Genomic DNA, 16,449 nt, shown 5'->3' with positions numbered 1-16,449 from the left:
AGGACTCCTTCGATGACCACCGGCTGGATCCAGCACGACCTCACCTTCGCCGACCCCGGCACCGTCGAACAGATCGCCGCCCACCACCTGGCCCCCGTCCTCGCCCACGCCCAGAACTCCGGCGTACTGGAGGGCTGGTGGTACATGCGGAAGAAGGGACTACGGCTGCGCTACCGCGCCGCCGCCCCCGCCCCCGTCGTCACCGCGCTCCTGGACACGCTCGCCGAGGAGGGGCTCGTCGAGGGCTGGGCCACCGTGGTCTACGAGCCGGAGACCGAGGCGTTCGGCGGCCCCGAGGCCATGGAGATCACCCACCGACTCTTCCACACCGACAGCCGGCACCTGATGGCCCGCGCCGCCAAGCTCGGCCCGCCCGCACTCGGCCGCACCGAGACCTTCGTCGTCCTCGTCTCCGCCATGCTCCGCGCCGCCGGCCCCGACTGGTACGAACAGGGCGACGTGTGGGCCAAGTTCGCCGCCGAACGCCCCACGCCTCCACCCCTCGCACCCGAACGGGCCGCCGCCCTGACCACCAGGATGCGCCGCCTCATGACCCTCGACACCCGCCAACTCTCCCGCCCCGGCGAACCGCTCGCCGGACACACCGACTGGGTCGACGCCTTCGAGGAGACCGGACAGGACCTCGTCCGCCTGGCCCGCGACGGCCGCCTCACCCGCGGACTGCGCGCCGTCCTCGCCCACCTGATGATCTTCCACGCCAACCGCGCCGGCGTACCCGTCGAGCACCAATCCGCGTCCGCTGCACGCGCGTTGGACACCGTCTTCCATTCCGGCGAGGTCCCCACGCCCTCACAGCCCACCATCCGCACAACCACTAGGGTCGCCCACGTGACTACTCTCAGCAACAACACTGCCACCCCCGTCGATCAACTGCGCGGCAGCCTCACCAACCGCCTGCTCGCCCAGGGCGCCATCCGCACCGACGCGGTCGAGGCCGCCTTCCGTACCGTCGCCCGCGAGCACTTCCTGCCCGGCTTCCCCCTGGAGGCCGCCTACGCGGACAACCCCACCTACACCAAGACCGACGGCTCCGGCACCCAGATCAGCGCCGCCTCCCAGCCCGCGATCGTCGCCCTGATGCTGGAGCAACTCGGCGCCCGGCCCGGCCAGCGCGTCTTCGAGGCTGGCGCCGGGACCGGCGTCAACGCGGCCTACCTGGCCACCATCGTCGGCCCCGACGGGCACGTGGTCGCCGTCGACGTGGACGACGACCTGGTCGACGGCGCCCGCAAGCACCTCGCGGACGCCGGGATCACCAACGTCGACGTGATCCTCGGCGACGGCGCCCTCGGCCACCCCGACGCCGCCCCGTTCGACCGGGTGATCGCCACCGTGAGCACCAGCGAGATGCCCACCGCCTGGCTCCAGCAGGTCAAGCCCAGCGGGCGGATCGTCCTGCCGCTGCGCCTGCGCGGCACCGCCTCGCGCACCATCGCCTTCGAGCGCGGCGAGAACGGCTGGGTGTCGGTCGACGACCAGCTCGCCGTCTTCATGCCGCTGCGCGGCAGCATGGACGACGCCCGCCGCACCGTCCCCCTCACCCACGAGGGCGACGTCATCCTCCAGGTCCACAAGGACCAGACCGACGCGGTCGACGCCGACCTGCTGCTCGGCGTCCTCGAAACCGAGCGCCACGACGTCTGGACCGGCGTCACCATCCCCGTCGGCACCACCTACGAGTACCAGGACCTGTGGCTGGCCCTCACCCTCCCCAACTCCCTCATGCGGATGAGCGTCACCGGCAACGCCCGCGAACGCGGCGTGAACCCCATGTTCGGCTGGGGCGCCATGGCCATCGTGGACGCCGGCTCCCTCGCCTACCTCACCCTGCGCCCCGGCAAGCCCGACGCCGACGGCCGCAAGACCTACGAGACCGGCGTCATCGGCCACGGCCCGACGGGCGCCGCCCTCGCCGACCTCGTCACCGAGCAGATCCGCACCTGGAACACCGGTTTCCGCAGCCGACCCCTGCGCTTCGAACTCCCCGACACCCCCGCCACCGCGGACCCGGCCGCCGGCCGCTTCGTCCTGAGCCGTCCCCACCACCCGATCACCGTCATCTGGGAGTAGCCCGCGTGCACCCGACCGGACCGATCGCCCAGCGCTTCCCGCTGGTCGCCCGCCACCGGCCCACGTGCCTGCCCCTGAACGCCCGTGTCGACCGGCTCTGCGAGCTGGCCGACACGGCCTCGCGGCAGAACGACCCGGGCCTAGCCTCCACCGTCTTTAACCAGGCTGCCCTCCTCGCCTCCGACCTCGGCCTCCCCGACTACGCCCGCGAGCTGTGCCACCGCCACGCCGCCCTCTACCTCGCCCCCGGCCCGCTCCCCGCCGGGAGCGCCATCCGCGGCCTCGAACCCATCGTCAACCTCGCCCGCCTCCACATCCGCGCCGGCCACCACCAGCATGGCCACCAGCTCCTCCTCGACCTCTACCACGCCGTCACCACTGCCACCGAGACCACCCTCGACGGCACTACCGTCCCCGCCCACCTCACCGAAACCGACCAACAGCGCCACGAAGTCCGCCAGTGGCTGTGGCGGGTCGTCATCACCGACGGCACCCGCGCCCTCACCACCGCCGGCCGCTGGGCGGACGCCCTGCGCCACATCGAGGCACACCACGGCATCGGCCGGCGCATCCTCGATGGCCGACAGGTTGCCGTCCTCGCCTGCGCCACCGCCAGCGACCCACCAGGAGCGCTCGCGCTGCTGGAGGACACCGAGCCGGGCGACTCGTGGGAGAACGCGGTCACCGCGGTGCTCACCGCGCTGTGCCGCCCCGGCGACCGGCACGCCGCCGAGACCGCGATCGACCATTGTCTCGCCTTCGAACCGGACGAAGGCCTGGCCGTCTTCACCACCCGCCTCGCCCTGACCGCCATCGACGCCGCCGGCCCGAACACACCCGCCGCCCGAAATCTAATCAAGCAGCTGTCCAGGCAAACCGGTAGAAGGGGCGACGGCTACGCACTGCGCGACCTTCTCACCCACCCCGGTGTCCGCGACCGCCTGGAACCCGGTCGGACAGTCGAACTCGAACAGGCGCTCGCCACCTGCGCACTGGGCTCTGCCGCCCTACCCAAGCCCATCCACGACCGATTGGAGGCCGCCCTCGCCATCGGCCGGGAGGTGCTCGAAAACTCCCCGCTGGACCCGGGCTCCCCCGAAGTCTCCCCCTTGGACCCCACACCTCGAATGCACCACGCCCCTGAACCACGCCCGCCGCAGCCGTAGTCACTCTCCCCGCGCTACCCAGGTAGTCTCCCAGCACGCTCCTGCCCGATACCGCCATAGCCCCGTACGGGTCCAGGGCGAAGGCACAGCGAGTCCGGGTTGCAGGTGCTGATGTCGCATGGTCCAAGTGCCCACGATCAACCGCAGCCCGGTGGTGTCTGGTACCGGGCTGCGGCATCGAGACCTACCCTTGTCGTGGCCTTGTTGTCGTGCCCGGAGAAGGCTGGAGCACAATTCGAGGCTCCGCACGCTCTCCGCGCGACGGCATCGCTCTTCCTAGCAGCCTCGGTCCGGGGCGCATTAGGCACACAGCGTGCGTACGACTGGCGAGATCGTCCACCGGGCCGTGGACGGCCAACTGACCGCCTTCCGCAGCCGCCTCCTGGACCACATCCGCTTCTCGTACACCTACCTCGACGCGACCTACTGCAAGGCCAGAGTCGAGCACCAGATCGTCTCCCGAGCAGTGGACATCGCCACCGGCATCACCGAGGACGGCGTCCGCGAGGTCCTGGGGGTGATGGTCGGCGACAGCGAGACCGAAGTGTTCTGGACCCAGTTCCTGAGCCACCTGCGGGAACGCGGCCTGAACGGCGTCCGGCTCGTGTTCGGAGACCACCACTCGGGCCTGGTCAAGGCCATCCGGAAGCTCATGCTCGGGCCGCCTATCAGCGTTGTCGCGTTCACTTCCTGCGCGATGTCTCCGGCGTGATCAGCAAAGAGGCCGCTGAGATGGTCGCCGCGACGATCCGCACGATCTTCGCCCGGCCCACCGCCGATGCGGTCCGCACCCGGCTCGACATCGTCGCCGGCATGCTCGGCACGCAGTTCCCGAAGGTCAAGGCAATGCTCCTGGAGGCGAAGGACGACCTGACCGCCTTCGCGATCTTCCCGGAACGACATTGGAAGAAGATCCAATCGACGAACCCTCCGGAGCGGATCAGCCGCGGGTCAAACGCCGCGCCGACATCCAGGTCTTCCCGAACGACGACGCGCTCCTGTGGCTGGTCACCGCCGTGCTCTTCGAGCTGCACGACGAATGGATCGCCTTCTCCCGCCACCCACCCGAGGGCAGCATGGACCAGCTCTACCCCACCAAGCTCCCCGAAAGCGCCCCCACACTACCCAACACCATCAACGAGCCCACCAACTGATCGGCTACACCACGAAGGGGGCAACCGAGCCGGCGACAACAGTGCGCGGAGCGGTGGCTCGACGCCCTGGAACTCCGCTGAAACCGGCCGACCCGGGATCTAGGATCTGCGGCATGGCAACACGACTTGTGCAGATCAACATGAAGGCCCAGGACGACGCCGCGCTCGGCCGGTTCTGGGCGGAGGCACTCGGTTGGGGTGTCGACAGCGAGGGCCCCGGCGTGACCAACCTCGAACCGGTCGGCTTCGACTACCCCGACCCTGCGGCCGTCTGCATCGACCTCATCGCCCGCCCGGAACCCAAGACGGTGAAGAACCGGGTGCACCTCGACCTGGTCACCACCTCGACGGCCCATCAGGCGGAGCTCGTCGCACGCCTGAAGGACCTCGGCGCGACGCTCGCCGACGTGGGGCAGGGCGACGTCCCCTGGACGGTCATGGCCGACCCGGAGGGCAACGAGTTCTGCATTCTGGAGCCCCGGGAGATCTACCGGGACACCGGGCCGATCGCCGCGGTGGTGGTCGACTGCACCGACCCGCGGGCGATGGCCCGGTTCTGGGGCGAGGCGACGGACTGGACGGTGCACGAGGTCGCCGACGACCACGCGACCATGCGTTCCGCCCACGGCGTCGGCCCCTACCTGGAGTTCGTCCGCACCCCCGACACCAAGAGCGGGTGGAACCGCGTCCACCTGGACATCAGCCCCTACCGCGGTGACGACCCGGCAGCCGAGGAGGCCAGGCTGCGCGCTCTGGGCGCCTCCGACCCGGGCATCGACCAGTCCGCCATCTCGTGGCGGATCCTGACCGACCCGGAGGGCAACGAGTTCTGCCTGCTCAGCCCCCGTTAGCCCCGCTCCGCCCCAGGGCGATCGCCTGCTCGACCACCGCTACGCCCGGGCCTTCCGGGCCTTCCGGTCGGACAGCCCGGAAGGCCCGGGAGCTTGGGTCCGTGTGAGGTTCTGATCAAGATCCAATCGACGAACCCGCTGGAGCGGATCAACCGCGAGGTCAAGCGCCGCACCGACGTCGTCCAGGTGTTGCCGAATAACGACGCACTGCTGCGGCTGGTCACCGCCGTGCTCTTCGAGCTCCACGACGAGTGGATCGCCTTCCCCGCCGCCACCTGCCAGAGGGCAGCAAGGACCAGCTCTACCCCGCCAAGCTCCCCGAAAGCGCCCCCGCGCTACCCAACACCACCAACACGCCCGCCGATTGATCGGCTACGCCACGAATGGGGACATGACCCCGCTCCCTGCTACGGCCCGGATCGACGGCGCCGGTCAGCTGGTGGTTGCTCCACCAGTGGCTGCCGTGCTACGAGGGTTCGCCGACCCGGCGGATGTAGCGGAACTGCTGGACGCGGTAGTACGTGACTCCGGAACTGGGATTGTGTCCTGGGCTCACGTGGGGGGCGCTACCTTCAGGAGCGCCCGCAGCCCGGACGGGGGGTGGGCCGGGGAGGCTGGGTTCAGGCCCGGGCAGGGTCGGTGCGGGTGTGCCAGGCGCCGTAGCCGCCGAGAAGGTCGGAGACGTCGGTGTGGCCGTGGTGGCGCAACAGGCTGGCGGCGATGGAGGAGCGGTGGCCGCTGGCGCAGTGGACGACCAGGGGGCGGTCAGTGGGGATCTCGTCCAGGCGGCTGGGGAGTTCGGTCAGGGCGATGTGCAGGGATCCCTCGATGAATCCCGTTTCGCGCTCGCCGCAAGTGCGCACGTCCAGGACCGTGGGGGGCTCCACGTCGGTGAGGGCGGTGCGGAGCTGGTCGGCGGTGAGGCGGCTGGCGGGGGTGACCTCGTCGGCGAGGGAGGGCAGGGCGTTGCCGGGGTTGCGCAAGTAGCCGGCGATGTGATCGAAGCCGATGCGGGCGAGGCGGGTGATGACCTCGCCCTCGCGGTCCTGCGGGGCGATGATCGCGATGTTACTGCCGGGGCTGAGGACCGTGCCGGCCTGTTCGGCGAAGCGGCCGTCGACGGGGACGTTGATGGCGCCGCGGACGTGTCCCGCGCCGAACTCCTGGGGACTGCGGGCGTCGAGGACGACGGCGCCGGCGGTGCGGGCCTCCTTGAAGCCTTCGAGACACAGGGGGCGGTCGGCGTTCGCGCGGTCGAGCAACGGGCGGTCCTGCCGGTTAAGAGCGGCGTCGTGGCCGAAGTAGGCGGGGGCGGCTGACTGGCCGGCGGTGACGATGCGGACGAAGGTGTCCTGGTCCATGGGCTGGCAGGCGTAGTTGGTCAGGCGCTGCGAGCCGATGGTGGACTGCTTCTCGGCGGAGAGGTTCTTGCCGCAGGCGGAGCCGGCGCCGTGGGCGGGGAAGACGCGAACCTGGTCGGGCAGGGCCATGAGCTTGCGATGGACGCTGTCGTAGAGCATCGCGCCGAGCTCCTCGGCGGTGACGCCGGCGGAGGCGAGCAGGTCGGGGCGGCCGACATCACCGATGAACAGGGCGTCGCCGGTGAGGACGCCGTAAGGGGCTTCGTCGGTGGCGTGCTCGAAGACGAGGATGCTGATCGACTCGGGGGTGTGTCCGGGGGTCTCCATGATCTGGAGGGTGACGTCACCGAGGGAGATGCGCTCGCCGTCGGTGAGGTGCCGGATGGAGTACTCGGTCTCCGCCCGGCGGCCGTAGCCGATCCAGGCGCCGGTGCGGGCGGCGAGTTCGAGGTGGCCGGCGAGGAAGTCGGCGTGGAAGTGGGTGTTGATGACGCCGACGACGGTCAGGCCGCGTGCCGTGGCGTCGGCGAGGTATTCGTCGACGTCCCGGCGCGGGTCGACGATCACGGCCTGGCCGGTGGTCTCGTCGGCGATTAGGTAGGAGGCCTGGGAGAGGCAGTCGAGGTAGTACTGGCTGAAGATCACGGGATGGTCTCCTCGTCGGGGTCTGGTGGTCTGGCTACGTGCTCAGTGTACCCCCGGGGGTATTTATTTCCGATCGGCCGAGGCCGTCGCGGCCGGCCAGGTGGCCGCCGACGACCGCCTCGCGCACCTGCCGGAACGGCCCCTCCACGGTCCGCTACCACGGGGCAGCGGCGCTGCCAAACCGCCCTTCCCCCTTGATATTCGGGCTCCGTGAGTTCGGTTGATCACACAGGAGGAACCCGTGCCCGAGCAGTTCATGAGCGCCAAGCAGACTGCGGAATACCTGAACATGTCCGTCGTGTGGGTATACCGCGAAGCACCTCGCGCGGGACTCGTTGCCTACCGGTTCGGTGGCGGGCGGAACGCGAAGCTTCAGTTCAAGGTGTCCGAGGTACAGGCGTGGGTGAGGCAGCAGCGACTGTCCGGCGCGTGACCCTGCGGGGCAGGCGAGGGGTCCGCCTGTGACGGGCACACCCCTCACGTGTTCACACGGCCAGGCCGAGGTCCAGGACCTGCGCCGCGCGGCTGATGGAGCCGGGCATGAGGTGGCGATAGATCCTGACCATCTGGCTGGTACCTCCGGGAATCTTGCTGACCTTTTGCTGACCCCGGATGGTCGATCACGCCCCTGAGCTGGGCGGAAACGTCAGACTCGTGATAACTGGGCGAAGTACACGGGGAACCCTCCTGGGCGGCGTGGGGCGCCACAGCGCCGTCTTGATACCCCCCGCGGTATATTTCCGAGCATACGGCTTCGGGAGCCGATACGGGCGGGGGTATGCCGAACGATTTCGATAATACCCCCCCGGGGTACTATGGTGGAGACATCGAGGGAGAACAGCCGCCGCCACACCCGGGCATCGAGCCGGGTCGGGCGGGGCCGAGGACGCGCCGGTCACACCGCCGCACCGGGCCACCGGGCCCGTGCGGACGCCCGCGCCCCCCTGATCCGCCGGACCACGCAGTCCGGTCTGCACCACTGGAGAACCGCATGTCTTTGCTGCCGCACGCCCCCGGGTCCGACGTCCACCGACACAGCGCCCCCGGGCAGACCACCCCCGCCGAGGCCCACGAGCTCGCCCGCACCGGCGCCGCCGTGCTGCTCGACGTCCGGGAGGCCGCCGAGTTCACCGCCGGGCACGCCCCCGGCTCACTGCACCAGCCGCTGATCGGGCTGGTCGCCGGCGTCCCGCTGCCGCCCGAGGCGGCCGGTCGGACCGTGCTGGCGATCTGCCGCTCCGGCAACCGCTCCCAGCGGGCGGCGGAGCTGCTCGCGCAGCGCGGCGTCCGGGTGCTGAACGTGGCCGGCGGCATGAACGCCTGGGCGCTGGCCGGGCTGCCGGTCACCACGCCCGGTGGCGGCGCCGGGCACGTGATATGACCATGCTGCTCCTGGCGCTCGCCGCCGGTGCGGTCGTCGGGCTCGCGCTGGGCGGGCTGGGCGGCGGCGGCAGCATGCTCGCCGTCCCCGCCCTGGTCTACCTGCTGGGCTTCAGCCCGGCGCTGGCCACCACCGCCAGCCTGGTGATCGTCGCCGCGACCTCGCTCACCGGGCTGCTCGCCCACGCCCGGGCAGGCCGGGTCCGCTGGCGCACCGGCGCGCTGTTCGCCGCCGCCGGACTACCCCTCGCCATGGCCGCCGGGGCGTTGTCCACCCATCTGCCGGGCGCGCTGCTGACCGGCGCCTTCGCGGTGCTGGCGGCGCTCGCGGCCTGGCGGATGCTGATGCCGCCCAAGGTCCAGGCGCAGGAACGTTCCGCCGCAGGAGTCGGCCGCTCCACGGCGGCGGGCGCCGGTCTCGGCGCCGTCACCGGCCTGCTCGGCGTCGGCGGCGGCTTCCTCGCCGTACCGGCCCTGGTCTCGGTGCTCGCCTTCACCATGGCCGAGGCGGTCGGCACCAGCCTGCTGGTCATCAGCGCCAACTCGCTCGCCGCCCTGCTGCCCCGCCTCGGGGCGACCGGCGCCATCGACTGGGCCGTCACCGCGCCCTTCACCGGCGCCGCGATCCTCGGCGCCTGGGACGGCAAGCGGCTGGCCGACAAGCTGAGCGGGCGCACCCTCCAGAGGGCCTTCGCCATCGCCCTGCTCGGCGTCGCCGCACTGATGCTGATCACCACGCTGGCCTGATCACCACGCCGACCTGAACCACGGCGAGCCCGGCCACAGCGCCGGGCACCCCCGACCTCATCCCCATCCCCACCGCTATCCCCCACCCCCACGCGAGAGGACCCGCACCCCATGACCACGCCGCTGACCGTCGAGCAGCTCCAGCCCCGCCTCGGGCAGCTCACCCTCATCGACGTCCGCTCCCCCGGCGAGTACGCCGCCGGCCACATCCCCGGCGCCCTGAACGTCCCGCTCGACCAGCTCGACCGCGCCCTGCCCGCACTGCGCGAGGCCGCCGGGCACGGCGAGATCGCCGTGGTCTGCGCCGCCGGGCCGCGCGCCGACAGCGCCTGCCGGCAGCTGGCCGACGCCGGCGTCCCGACCCTCACCCTGACCGGCGGCACCAACGCCTGGGCGACCGCCGGCCGGCCGCTGGACCGGGTGGCGGGCGCCCGCCGGGTGTGGGCGCTGGACCGCCAGGTCCGCATGGTGGCCGGCTCGCTGGTGCTGGCCGGTGTGCTGGTCGACCTCGCCCTGCCGGGTGCCCGCTGGGTCTCCGCGGCCGTCGGCGGCGGGCTGGCGTTCTCCGCGCTGTCCAACACCTGCGCGATGGGCTCGATGCTCTCCAAGCTCCCGTTCAACCGGCCCCGACCGGGCGCGCCGAGCCTGGACCAGACGCTCGCGAAGCTGAAGCACTGATCCCGGAACCCTCGTACGTGGAGGCCCCTGCCCACCCCCGTCGGACAGGGGCCTCCACCTCTTCTCCCGGTCACCTCCAGGAAGCCGTCACCAACCTCCAGGAAGTCGTCACCGCACATCCCGTTGACGCGACCGGACCAAGGATGTGAAATGTCACCCATCACATGCGACGCATCATAGCCCGCGTCTCGCGGATTTGAACGTTCAAAGACCATCTGCCCACCCACCGACCGAAGGTAACTCCGCCATGCCGCCCCGCCCCCGCGCCTTACCCACCGGTCTCGCCCTGCTGGCCGTCCTCACCGCCCAGGCCCTCGGCACCGCCCCGGCCCAGGCGGCCAGCGGCACGCCGCTCGTCGACGGCGGGAGCTACCTCCTCGGCTCCGCCCTGGACGGCTCCTGCCTCGGCCCGCAGTACGCCCAGGCCGCCCCCGGCACCCCGGTGGTCGGCGCGGCCTGCGGGCGACTGCTCAGCCAGCGCTGGCAGCTGCACCGCACCGGCGGCGACTACCTGCTGGTCAACGCCGCCGACGGCCGCTGCCTCACCCTCGGCGGCGCGGACCGCCGCGCCGCCACCGCCGACTGCGGCACCTCCCCCGAGGCCGAGCGCTTCACCGTCTCCCGCGCGCCGCAGGGCACCTACACCCTCACCGTCCGCGGCACCGGCGCCTGCCTGACCGCCGACCCGGCCCCGGTGGACCACCACTGCGACCACCGCCCCGCCCACCGCTGGACGCTCACCCGCGCCGAGCCGCTGGTGCTCGCCGACCCCGGCTTCGAGCAGAACCGCCAGGGCGAGGCCGCCACCGGCCGCACGGCCACCGACGGCACCGCCTCCACCCGGGGTGCCGCCACCACCGGCGGCTGGACCTTCACCGCCCACACCGGCACCGCCACCAACAACCCCCACGGCGGCAGCCGCCTCGCCTACCTCGACGCCGGCCCCGGCTACGCGGTGAGCCAGCAGGTGACCGCCGTCACCGCGGGCTCCTACGACCTGTCCGCCTGGATCGCGACGGGCGGCGCCGGCGGCAGCTTCTCGGTGAGCGTCAACGGCGCCGTGGTGCGCTCCCTCCCGCTGCCCGAGCAGTCCACCTACGCGAAGTACACCCTTCCCCGGGTGCCGGTCGCCCCCGGTGACCGGCTGACCCTCACCATCGGCTCCTCCCCCACCGGCTGGGTCAACGTGGACGACGCCGCCGTCGCGCCGTCCGCCCCCAACGACCCGGTGATCAGCTCCTCCGATCCCGAGGTCGTCGCCCTCTTCGACTGGGCCAAGACCAAGGCCAACAGCTGGGTGCAGCAGGCCGGCACCACCGGCGTCCGCGACCAGGACGAGAACCACCCCGGCGGCACCGGCACCACCACCTACGACGCCACCTACTGGGCCGGCTACCCGTTCCGGTCCGCCTTCTACAGCCGCGACTTCGCCCACCAGCTGACCGGCGCCCACCTGCTCGGCCTGGACGCCGAGAACAAGACCATGCTGCGCGGCTTCGCCGCCTCCGCCACCGAGGCCAACCGGCTCTACCCGGTCTGGGCGCTCAACCTCGACGCCCGCAACTACGCCGCCATCGACTACCGCGGCCCGGACCGCTTCGTCCGCGAGCTGCCCGCACCGTTCGAACTCGTCCAGCAGGCCGGCGAGGCCTACCGCTGGACCGGCGACCGCGACTACGCCGAGGACCCGGGCCTCGGCCGGTACGTCCGCAACACCCTCGGCCCGTTCATCGCCGGCCACCCCGGCCCGGTCGACAACGGCGGGGTGCCGATCCCCCAGGCCACCAGCCGCTCCATCTTCGCCGGCACCGCCAGCTACGCCGAGAACGCCACCCGCACCTACGCCGAGGCGGGCGACGCGGTCGGCTCCCAGTACCAGGCCTACCTCGCCGCCGCCACGCTGGCCGACGCCCGGGGCGACGCCGCTGCCGCCACCGACTACCGGAAGGCCGCCGACCGGCTGCGCACCTACGTCAACTCCACCTGGAGCGTGGACGGTTCACAGCCCGGCGAGGTCGTGCACGGCTACGACACCACCGGCAAGCCGATCACCGGCTGGGGCTACGAGGCGAGCGTGCTGATGCCGGTCAAGCGGCTGCTCGACCCGGGCCCGCGCCGGGACGCCCAGCTGGCCGCCATCGACGCCGCCGACTCCGGCCCGGAGCGCTCCGCCAACCTGGAGGCCTACACCTACCTGCCGGACGCCTTCTTCGCCGGCCACGACGGCACCACCGCCTGGAAGTGGATGCGGCACGTCTACGAGAGCACCGGCGAGCCGCACGCCAGCGGCGCGATGCTGAACGGCGACTACCCCGAGGTCCCGTTCACCCTGCTGGCCCAGACCGTCCAGGGGCTGCTCGGCGTCACTCCCGACGCCGCTGGGCACGCGCTCGCCACCACCGCGCAGCTGCCCGCCTCGATGGGCTGGCTCCAGGTCGCGGGCATCCCGGTGGGCGACGGCACGGTGACCGTCCGCCACGACGGCGCGCAGCGCAGCACCGTCACCAACACCGGTACCGGGCAGCTCACTTGGGAGGCCCGCTTCCCCGGGCGGCACGCCCGGATCACCGTCGACGGCGAGCAGCGCGAGGCCCGCGTCACGACCGTCGACGGCGTGGCCTACACCACCGCCACCGTGACGCTCGCCCCCGGCCGCTCCGCGACCGCGACCGTCACCGACTGACCCCCACACCGCACCACCGCGGCCGGCCGGCCCCACCCGGCCGGCCGCGCCGTCCCTGAGACCAAACCTGACACTCCGTCACACCTTCCCCCACCCTCAGGAGTGCGCACATGAGCCGAACCCGCCGCCGCGTCGCGGCATCCCTGCTCTCCCTCGCCCTCGCCACCGCCGGCCTCGGAGCCGTCGGCCTCAGCGCGGCCGCCCCGGCCGTCGCTCTCGGAGCCGTCGACCTCGCCCAGGCCGCCGCGCTCGGCAACGGCAACGCCCTGACCCCGCCGATGGGCTGGAACTCCTGGAACTCCCTCGGCACCGAGGTCACCCAGGACCAGGTCGTCCAGACCATCGACTTCATGACCTCCAACGGCCTGGTGGCGGCCGGCTACGACACCGTCACCATCGACGACGGCTGGTCGCTCTGGCACCGCGACGGCCAGAGCACCGACCTGGTCCGCAACGCCGACGGCGGCCTGCAGCTGTACGACGCCGCCGGGAAGCCGGTCAGCGGCACCGACGGGACCGGCAACGACCCCACCTCCGGCCACCTGATCCCGCGCCCCGACCACTTCCCCGACCGGGCCGTCGGCGGGCGCACCGTCAACGGCATCGCCTACCTCGCCCAGTACGCGCACAGCAAGGGCATGAAGTTCGGCCTCTACGCCACCGACACCTACCTCACCTGCCAGATGCACCCCGGCAGCCTCGGCCACGAGTCCACCGACGCCGCCGACTTCGTCTCCTGGGGCGTCGACTTCGTCAAGTACGACGACTGCCCGTACGGCCCGCCGATCACCGGCCCGGACGGGCACAACTACGGGACCCAGGGCGAGGGCAAGGAGCTGACCCGCTCGATCTACGCCCGGGTGCAGACCTTCCAGCGCGCCCTGGACGCCGCCTCGGCCGCCCAGGGCAGGCCCAAGGTCACCCTCAGCGTCTCGGCCCAGCCCGTCCACACCGGCCTGCCGTACCTGCTCGCCGCGGACGATCCGGCCCGCACCGACCCGGTGGTCCAGGCCGCCGGCACGGCCCCCTTCCACGCCCCCGGCTACGCGCCCACCGGCATCTGGTGCGGCCAGGTCGCGAACCTGTGCCGGATCGGCGGCGACCGGGACAGCGAGCTCGACGGGGTGCTCTGGAACGGGCAGTTGAGCACCGCGCTGGAGTACCCGGGCAACGTCCGCCCGGGCAGCTGGAACGACCTCGACCTGATGTTCACCGGCTGGCACGACGTCTACGGCCTGTGGGGCACCACCGACACCTGCGTCTGCCACAAGCCGTTCACCGCCGACGAGTCGCGGACGGAGACCTCCATCCTCGCCATGCTCGCCGCACCCCTGATCTCCAGTGCCGACCTGCGCACCGCCGCGCAGTCCCAGCACAGCGACCGCGGCTACACCTGGTCCACCGGGATCGACGCCGCGAGCCTGGCGATCCTGAAGAACCGCGAGGTGATCGCCGTCGACCAGGACGGCCTGGCCAAGCCCGCCACGCTGGTCGGCGCCCGGCCGGCCGACGGGCGCGCGCCGGTGGTCCTCAAGCGGCAGCTCGCCAACGGCGACACCGCCGTGCTGCTGGTCAACCAGGATCCGTCGGCCGGCCGCACGGTCGCCACCAGCCTCGCCGAGCTCGGCCTCGGCGGCTCGGGCTACCAGGCCAAGGAGCTGTGGACGGGCGCGGGTTCGACCGTCACCGGACCGATCAGCGCGGCGCTGCCGGCGCACGGGTCGGCCCTCTACCGGCTCACCCCGAAGACGCCGAGCGGGCCGTCGGGCGTCGTCGACGACGGGAAGTTCCACGCGCTGACCGGCAACGGCCTCGCCCTGTCGCTGCTCGGCTCCTGCACCGCGCCGATCGGCTCGATCACCGACCTGGAGGCGCAGCGCACCGGTGACCCGGCGCAGCAGTGGACCTTCACCACCAACCCCGACGGCACCGTCCGGATCACTGACAACTGCGACACCACCGCCCACCGGCACAGCGTGCTCTCCGCCGGAGCGTCCGCCGGCGACAGCGCCTACCTGCTCGACCTGGCGCCCGGCAACCCCTGGCAGGAGTGGAAGCTGACCCAGGGTCCGGCCGCCGGCACCGTCACCGTCACCAACGTGGCCACCGGTCTCGTCCTGGACGCGGGCGCCGGCACCGCCGGGTCCTACGTCACCACCCGCCCGGCCACCGGCCAGAGCTGGGCCCTGGGTTCCTGAGTCACTCCCGGGTGCCGGCCGTCCGCCGCACGGCGCGGGCGGCCGGCACCCGGACCAGCACCGCCACGCTCAGGCCGAAGATCAGCACGCCCAGCGGGACGTGGACCGACGGCACGTGCGCGATGCCGAGGACGACCTGCGCCGAGGCCAGCACGAGGAAGCCGGTGGCGTACAGGATCGGGCGGGGCGAGCCGCCGCCCGGCCGCCAGGCCAGCACGGCGGCGAGCACGTACAGCATCGAGGCGCCGTACATCACCCGGGCTCCGACGCCGTGCACCGTCTCGCCGTAGGAGGTGGAGAGCAGCAGGCCGGCCGAGACCGCCTGGAGGAGGACGGTCGCGGTCTGGAGCGCGACGGAGACCCGCAGGAAGGTCCGGGTGCGCTGTTCGACCGTGGCGTCCGTCGTCGCTCCCGCCGTCGTCCCGATGGCCATGATGTGCTCCCCTCTTCTGCCTCGCGGCAGCTGATCGGTAGTGTCCGCTCATCCGACGACACAGGCCGGCGAAGTGTGAGGCCCGCGGACGAGAGGAAGCAGGGAGTGGCCCCGACCATGAACATCCCGTCCGAGCCGGGGCAGCGGCGGTCCGTACCGGAGCCGGGCGTGATCGTCGGCGAGCGGCGGCAGCTGATCAACCTCGCCTACCGGCTGCTGGGTTCGCTGGCCGAGGCCGAGGACGCGGTGCAGGAGACGTACGCCCGCTGGTACGCGCTGTCCCGGCGGCAGCAGGAGGCGATCGTCTCGCCGGGCGCCTGGCTGACCACGGTGGCCTCGCGGGTCTGTCTGGACCTGCTCGGGTCGGCGCGGGTGCGGCGGGAGCGCTACGTGGGCGAGTGGATACCCGAGCCGCTGCCCGACCGTACGGAGTGGGCCGGCGGCGGCGGACCGGCCGATCCAGCGGACTGGGTGACCCTGGACGAGTCGGTGGGCATGGCGTTCATGGTCGTGCTGGAGACGATGAGCCCGGCCGAGCGGGTGGCGTTCGTCCTCCACGACGTCTTCCGCTACCCCTTCCCCGAGATCGCCGGGATCCTCGGCCGGACCCCGGCGGCCTGCCGGCAGCTGGCCACCTCCGCCCGCCGCCGGGTCAGGACCGCACAGGCCCCGACGGTGCCGACCGGCGCGCAGGCCGGTCTGGTGCGGCACTTCAAGGAGGCCTGGGAGGCCCGGGACATCGCGGCCCTGGTCGCCCTGCTGGCCCCGGACGCGACGATGACGGCCGACGGCGGCGGACTGGCCGGCGCCGCGCTCCGACCGGTGCGGGGCGGCGAGCGGATCGCCCAGTACCTGGTCCACCTCGCCGACCGGGCGCCCGGGCTCGCGCTCCTGGAACGGACCGTCAACGGCCGCCCCGGGCTGGTCGCCCGGCACGGCGGGCGCACCGCGACGGTGGCCGCGTTCGAGCTGGCGGACGGCCGGATCACCCGCATCTGGGCGGTCCGCAACCCGGAGAAGCTGCGCCCTTGGACGGGGAACGACCCACGCGGCAACTGAACC

At 72.3% G+C, this 16,449-nt stretch carries 12 protein-coding genes and 2 pseudogenes; 12 read left to right on the top strand and 2 right to left on the bottom strand.

Annotated elements, in window-relative coordinates:
- Nucleotides 1-12 precede the first annotated feature (12 nt).
- From fxlM to ACWDBE_RS02140, 5 genes and pseudogenes are all read left to right on the top strand, one after another.
- Entirely contained in the window at nt 13-2,091 is a 2,079-nt protein-coding gene (fxlM, locus tag ACWDBE_RS02160) for a methyltransferase, FxLD system (RefSeq protein WP_449806954.1), read from the top strand.
- 5 nt (nt 2,092-2,096) lie between these two features.
- Complete coding sequence (locus ACWDBE_RS02155) at nt 2,097-3,257, top strand: hypothetical protein (RefSeq protein ID WP_449806953.1); 1,161 nt, start codon at nt 2,097-2,099, stop codon at nt 3,255-3,257.
- Nucleotides 3,258-3,603: 346 nt separating this feature from the next.
- Nucleotides 3,604-4,411 (top strand): annotated as a pseudogene (locus ACWDBE_RS02150) (IS256 family transposase); the annotation flags it as partial.
- 113 nt (nt 4,412-4,524) lie between these two features.
- Nucleotides 4,525-5,262, top strand: coding sequence for a VOC family protein (locus ACWDBE_RS02145; RefSeq protein ID WP_449806952.1), 738 nt, complete (start codon nt 4,525-4,527; stop codon nt 5,260-5,262).
- A 117-nt stretch (nt 5,263-5,379) separates the two neighbouring features.
- Nucleotides 5,380-5,630 (top strand): annotated as a pseudogene (locus ACWDBE_RS02140) (transposase); the annotation flags it as partial.
- 252 nt (nt 5,631-5,882) lie between these two features.
- Here the strand turns inward: ACWDBE_RS02140 and ACWDBE_RS02135 are convergent.
- Nucleotides 5,883-7,268, bottom strand: coding sequence for a rhodanese-like domain-containing protein (locus tag ACWDBE_RS02135; protein ID WP_449806951.1), 1,386 nt, complete (start codon nt 7,266-7,268; stop codon nt 5,883-5,885).
- Between the two features lie 241 nt (nt 7,269-7,509).
- Between ACWDBE_RS02135 and ACWDBE_RS02130 the strand changes: the two genes are divergently transcribed.
- The 6 genes from ACWDBE_RS02130 to ACWDBE_RS02105 all read left to right on the top strand — a co-directional run bounded on the left by ACWDBE_RS02130 (nt 7,510) and on the right by ACWDBE_RS02105 (nt 14,954).
- A complete protein-coding gene (locus tag ACWDBE_RS02130) occupies nt 7,510-7,701 on the top strand; it encodes a helix-turn-helix domain-containing protein (RefSeq protein ID WP_449806950.1) in 192 nt (63 codons plus the stop codon).
- Nucleotides 7,702-8,259: 558 nt separating this feature from the next.
- Nucleotides 8,260-8,649: a rhodanese-like domain-containing protein gene (locus ACWDBE_RS02125; RefSeq protein WP_449806949.1), complete on the top strand. Its 390-nt coding sequence runs from the start codon at nt 8,260-8,262 to the stop codon at nt 8,647-8,649.
- Nucleotides 8,646-9,395 carry a sulfite exporter TauE/SafE family protein gene (locus ACWDBE_RS02120; protein WP_449806948.1) on the top strand — a complete coding sequence of 250 codons (750 nt, stop codon included), beginning with the start codon at nt 8,646-8,648 and terminating at the stop codon, nt 9,393-9,395. The genes ACWDBE_RS02125 and ACWDBE_RS02120 overlap by 4 nt, the downstream gene beginning before the upstream one ends.
- Before the next feature lie 111 nt (nt 9,396-9,506).
- Complete coding sequence (locus ACWDBE_RS02115; protein WP_449806947.1) at nt 9,507-10,073, top strand: rhodanese-like domain-containing protein; 567 nt, start codon at nt 9,507-9,509, stop codon at nt 10,071-10,073.
- Nucleotides 10,074-10,320: 247 nt separating this feature from the next.
- Entirely contained in the window at nt 10,321-12,756 is a 2,436-nt protein-coding gene (locus tag ACWDBE_RS02110; protein WP_449806946.1) for an RICIN domain-containing protein, read from the top strand.
- Nucleotides 12,757-12,866: 110 nt separating this feature from the next.
- Nucleotides 12,867-14,954, top strand: coding sequence for an alpha-galactosidase (locus ACWDBE_RS02105; RefSeq protein WP_449806945.1), 2,088 nt, complete (start codon nt 12,867-12,869; stop codon nt 14,952-14,954).
- Between the two features lies 1 nt (nt 14,955).
- Here the strand turns inward: ACWDBE_RS02105 and ACWDBE_RS02100 are convergent, their stop codons facing one another.
- Nucleotides 14,956-15,387 carry a hypothetical protein gene (locus ACWDBE_RS02100; protein WP_449806944.1) on the bottom strand — a complete coding sequence of 144 codons (432 nt, stop codon included), beginning with the start codon at nt 15,385-15,387 and terminating at the stop codon, nt 14,956-14,958.
- 117 nt (nt 15,388-15,504) lie between these two features.
- On the opposite strand from ACWDBE_RS02100, the gene sigJ reads away from it, so the two are divergent.
- Nucleotides 15,505-16,446, top strand: a complete 942-nt coding sequence (gene sigJ / locus ACWDBE_RS02095) for an RNA polymerase sigma factor SigJ (RefSeq protein WP_449806943.1) — start codon at nt 15,505-15,507, stop codon at nt 16,444-16,446.
- Nucleotides 16,447-16,449: the final 3 nt, after the last annotated feature.

It is taken from the genome of Kitasatospora sp. NPDC001132, from assembly GCF_053598415.1.
This window is presented reverse-complemented; position numbering and strand designations above follow the sequence as displayed.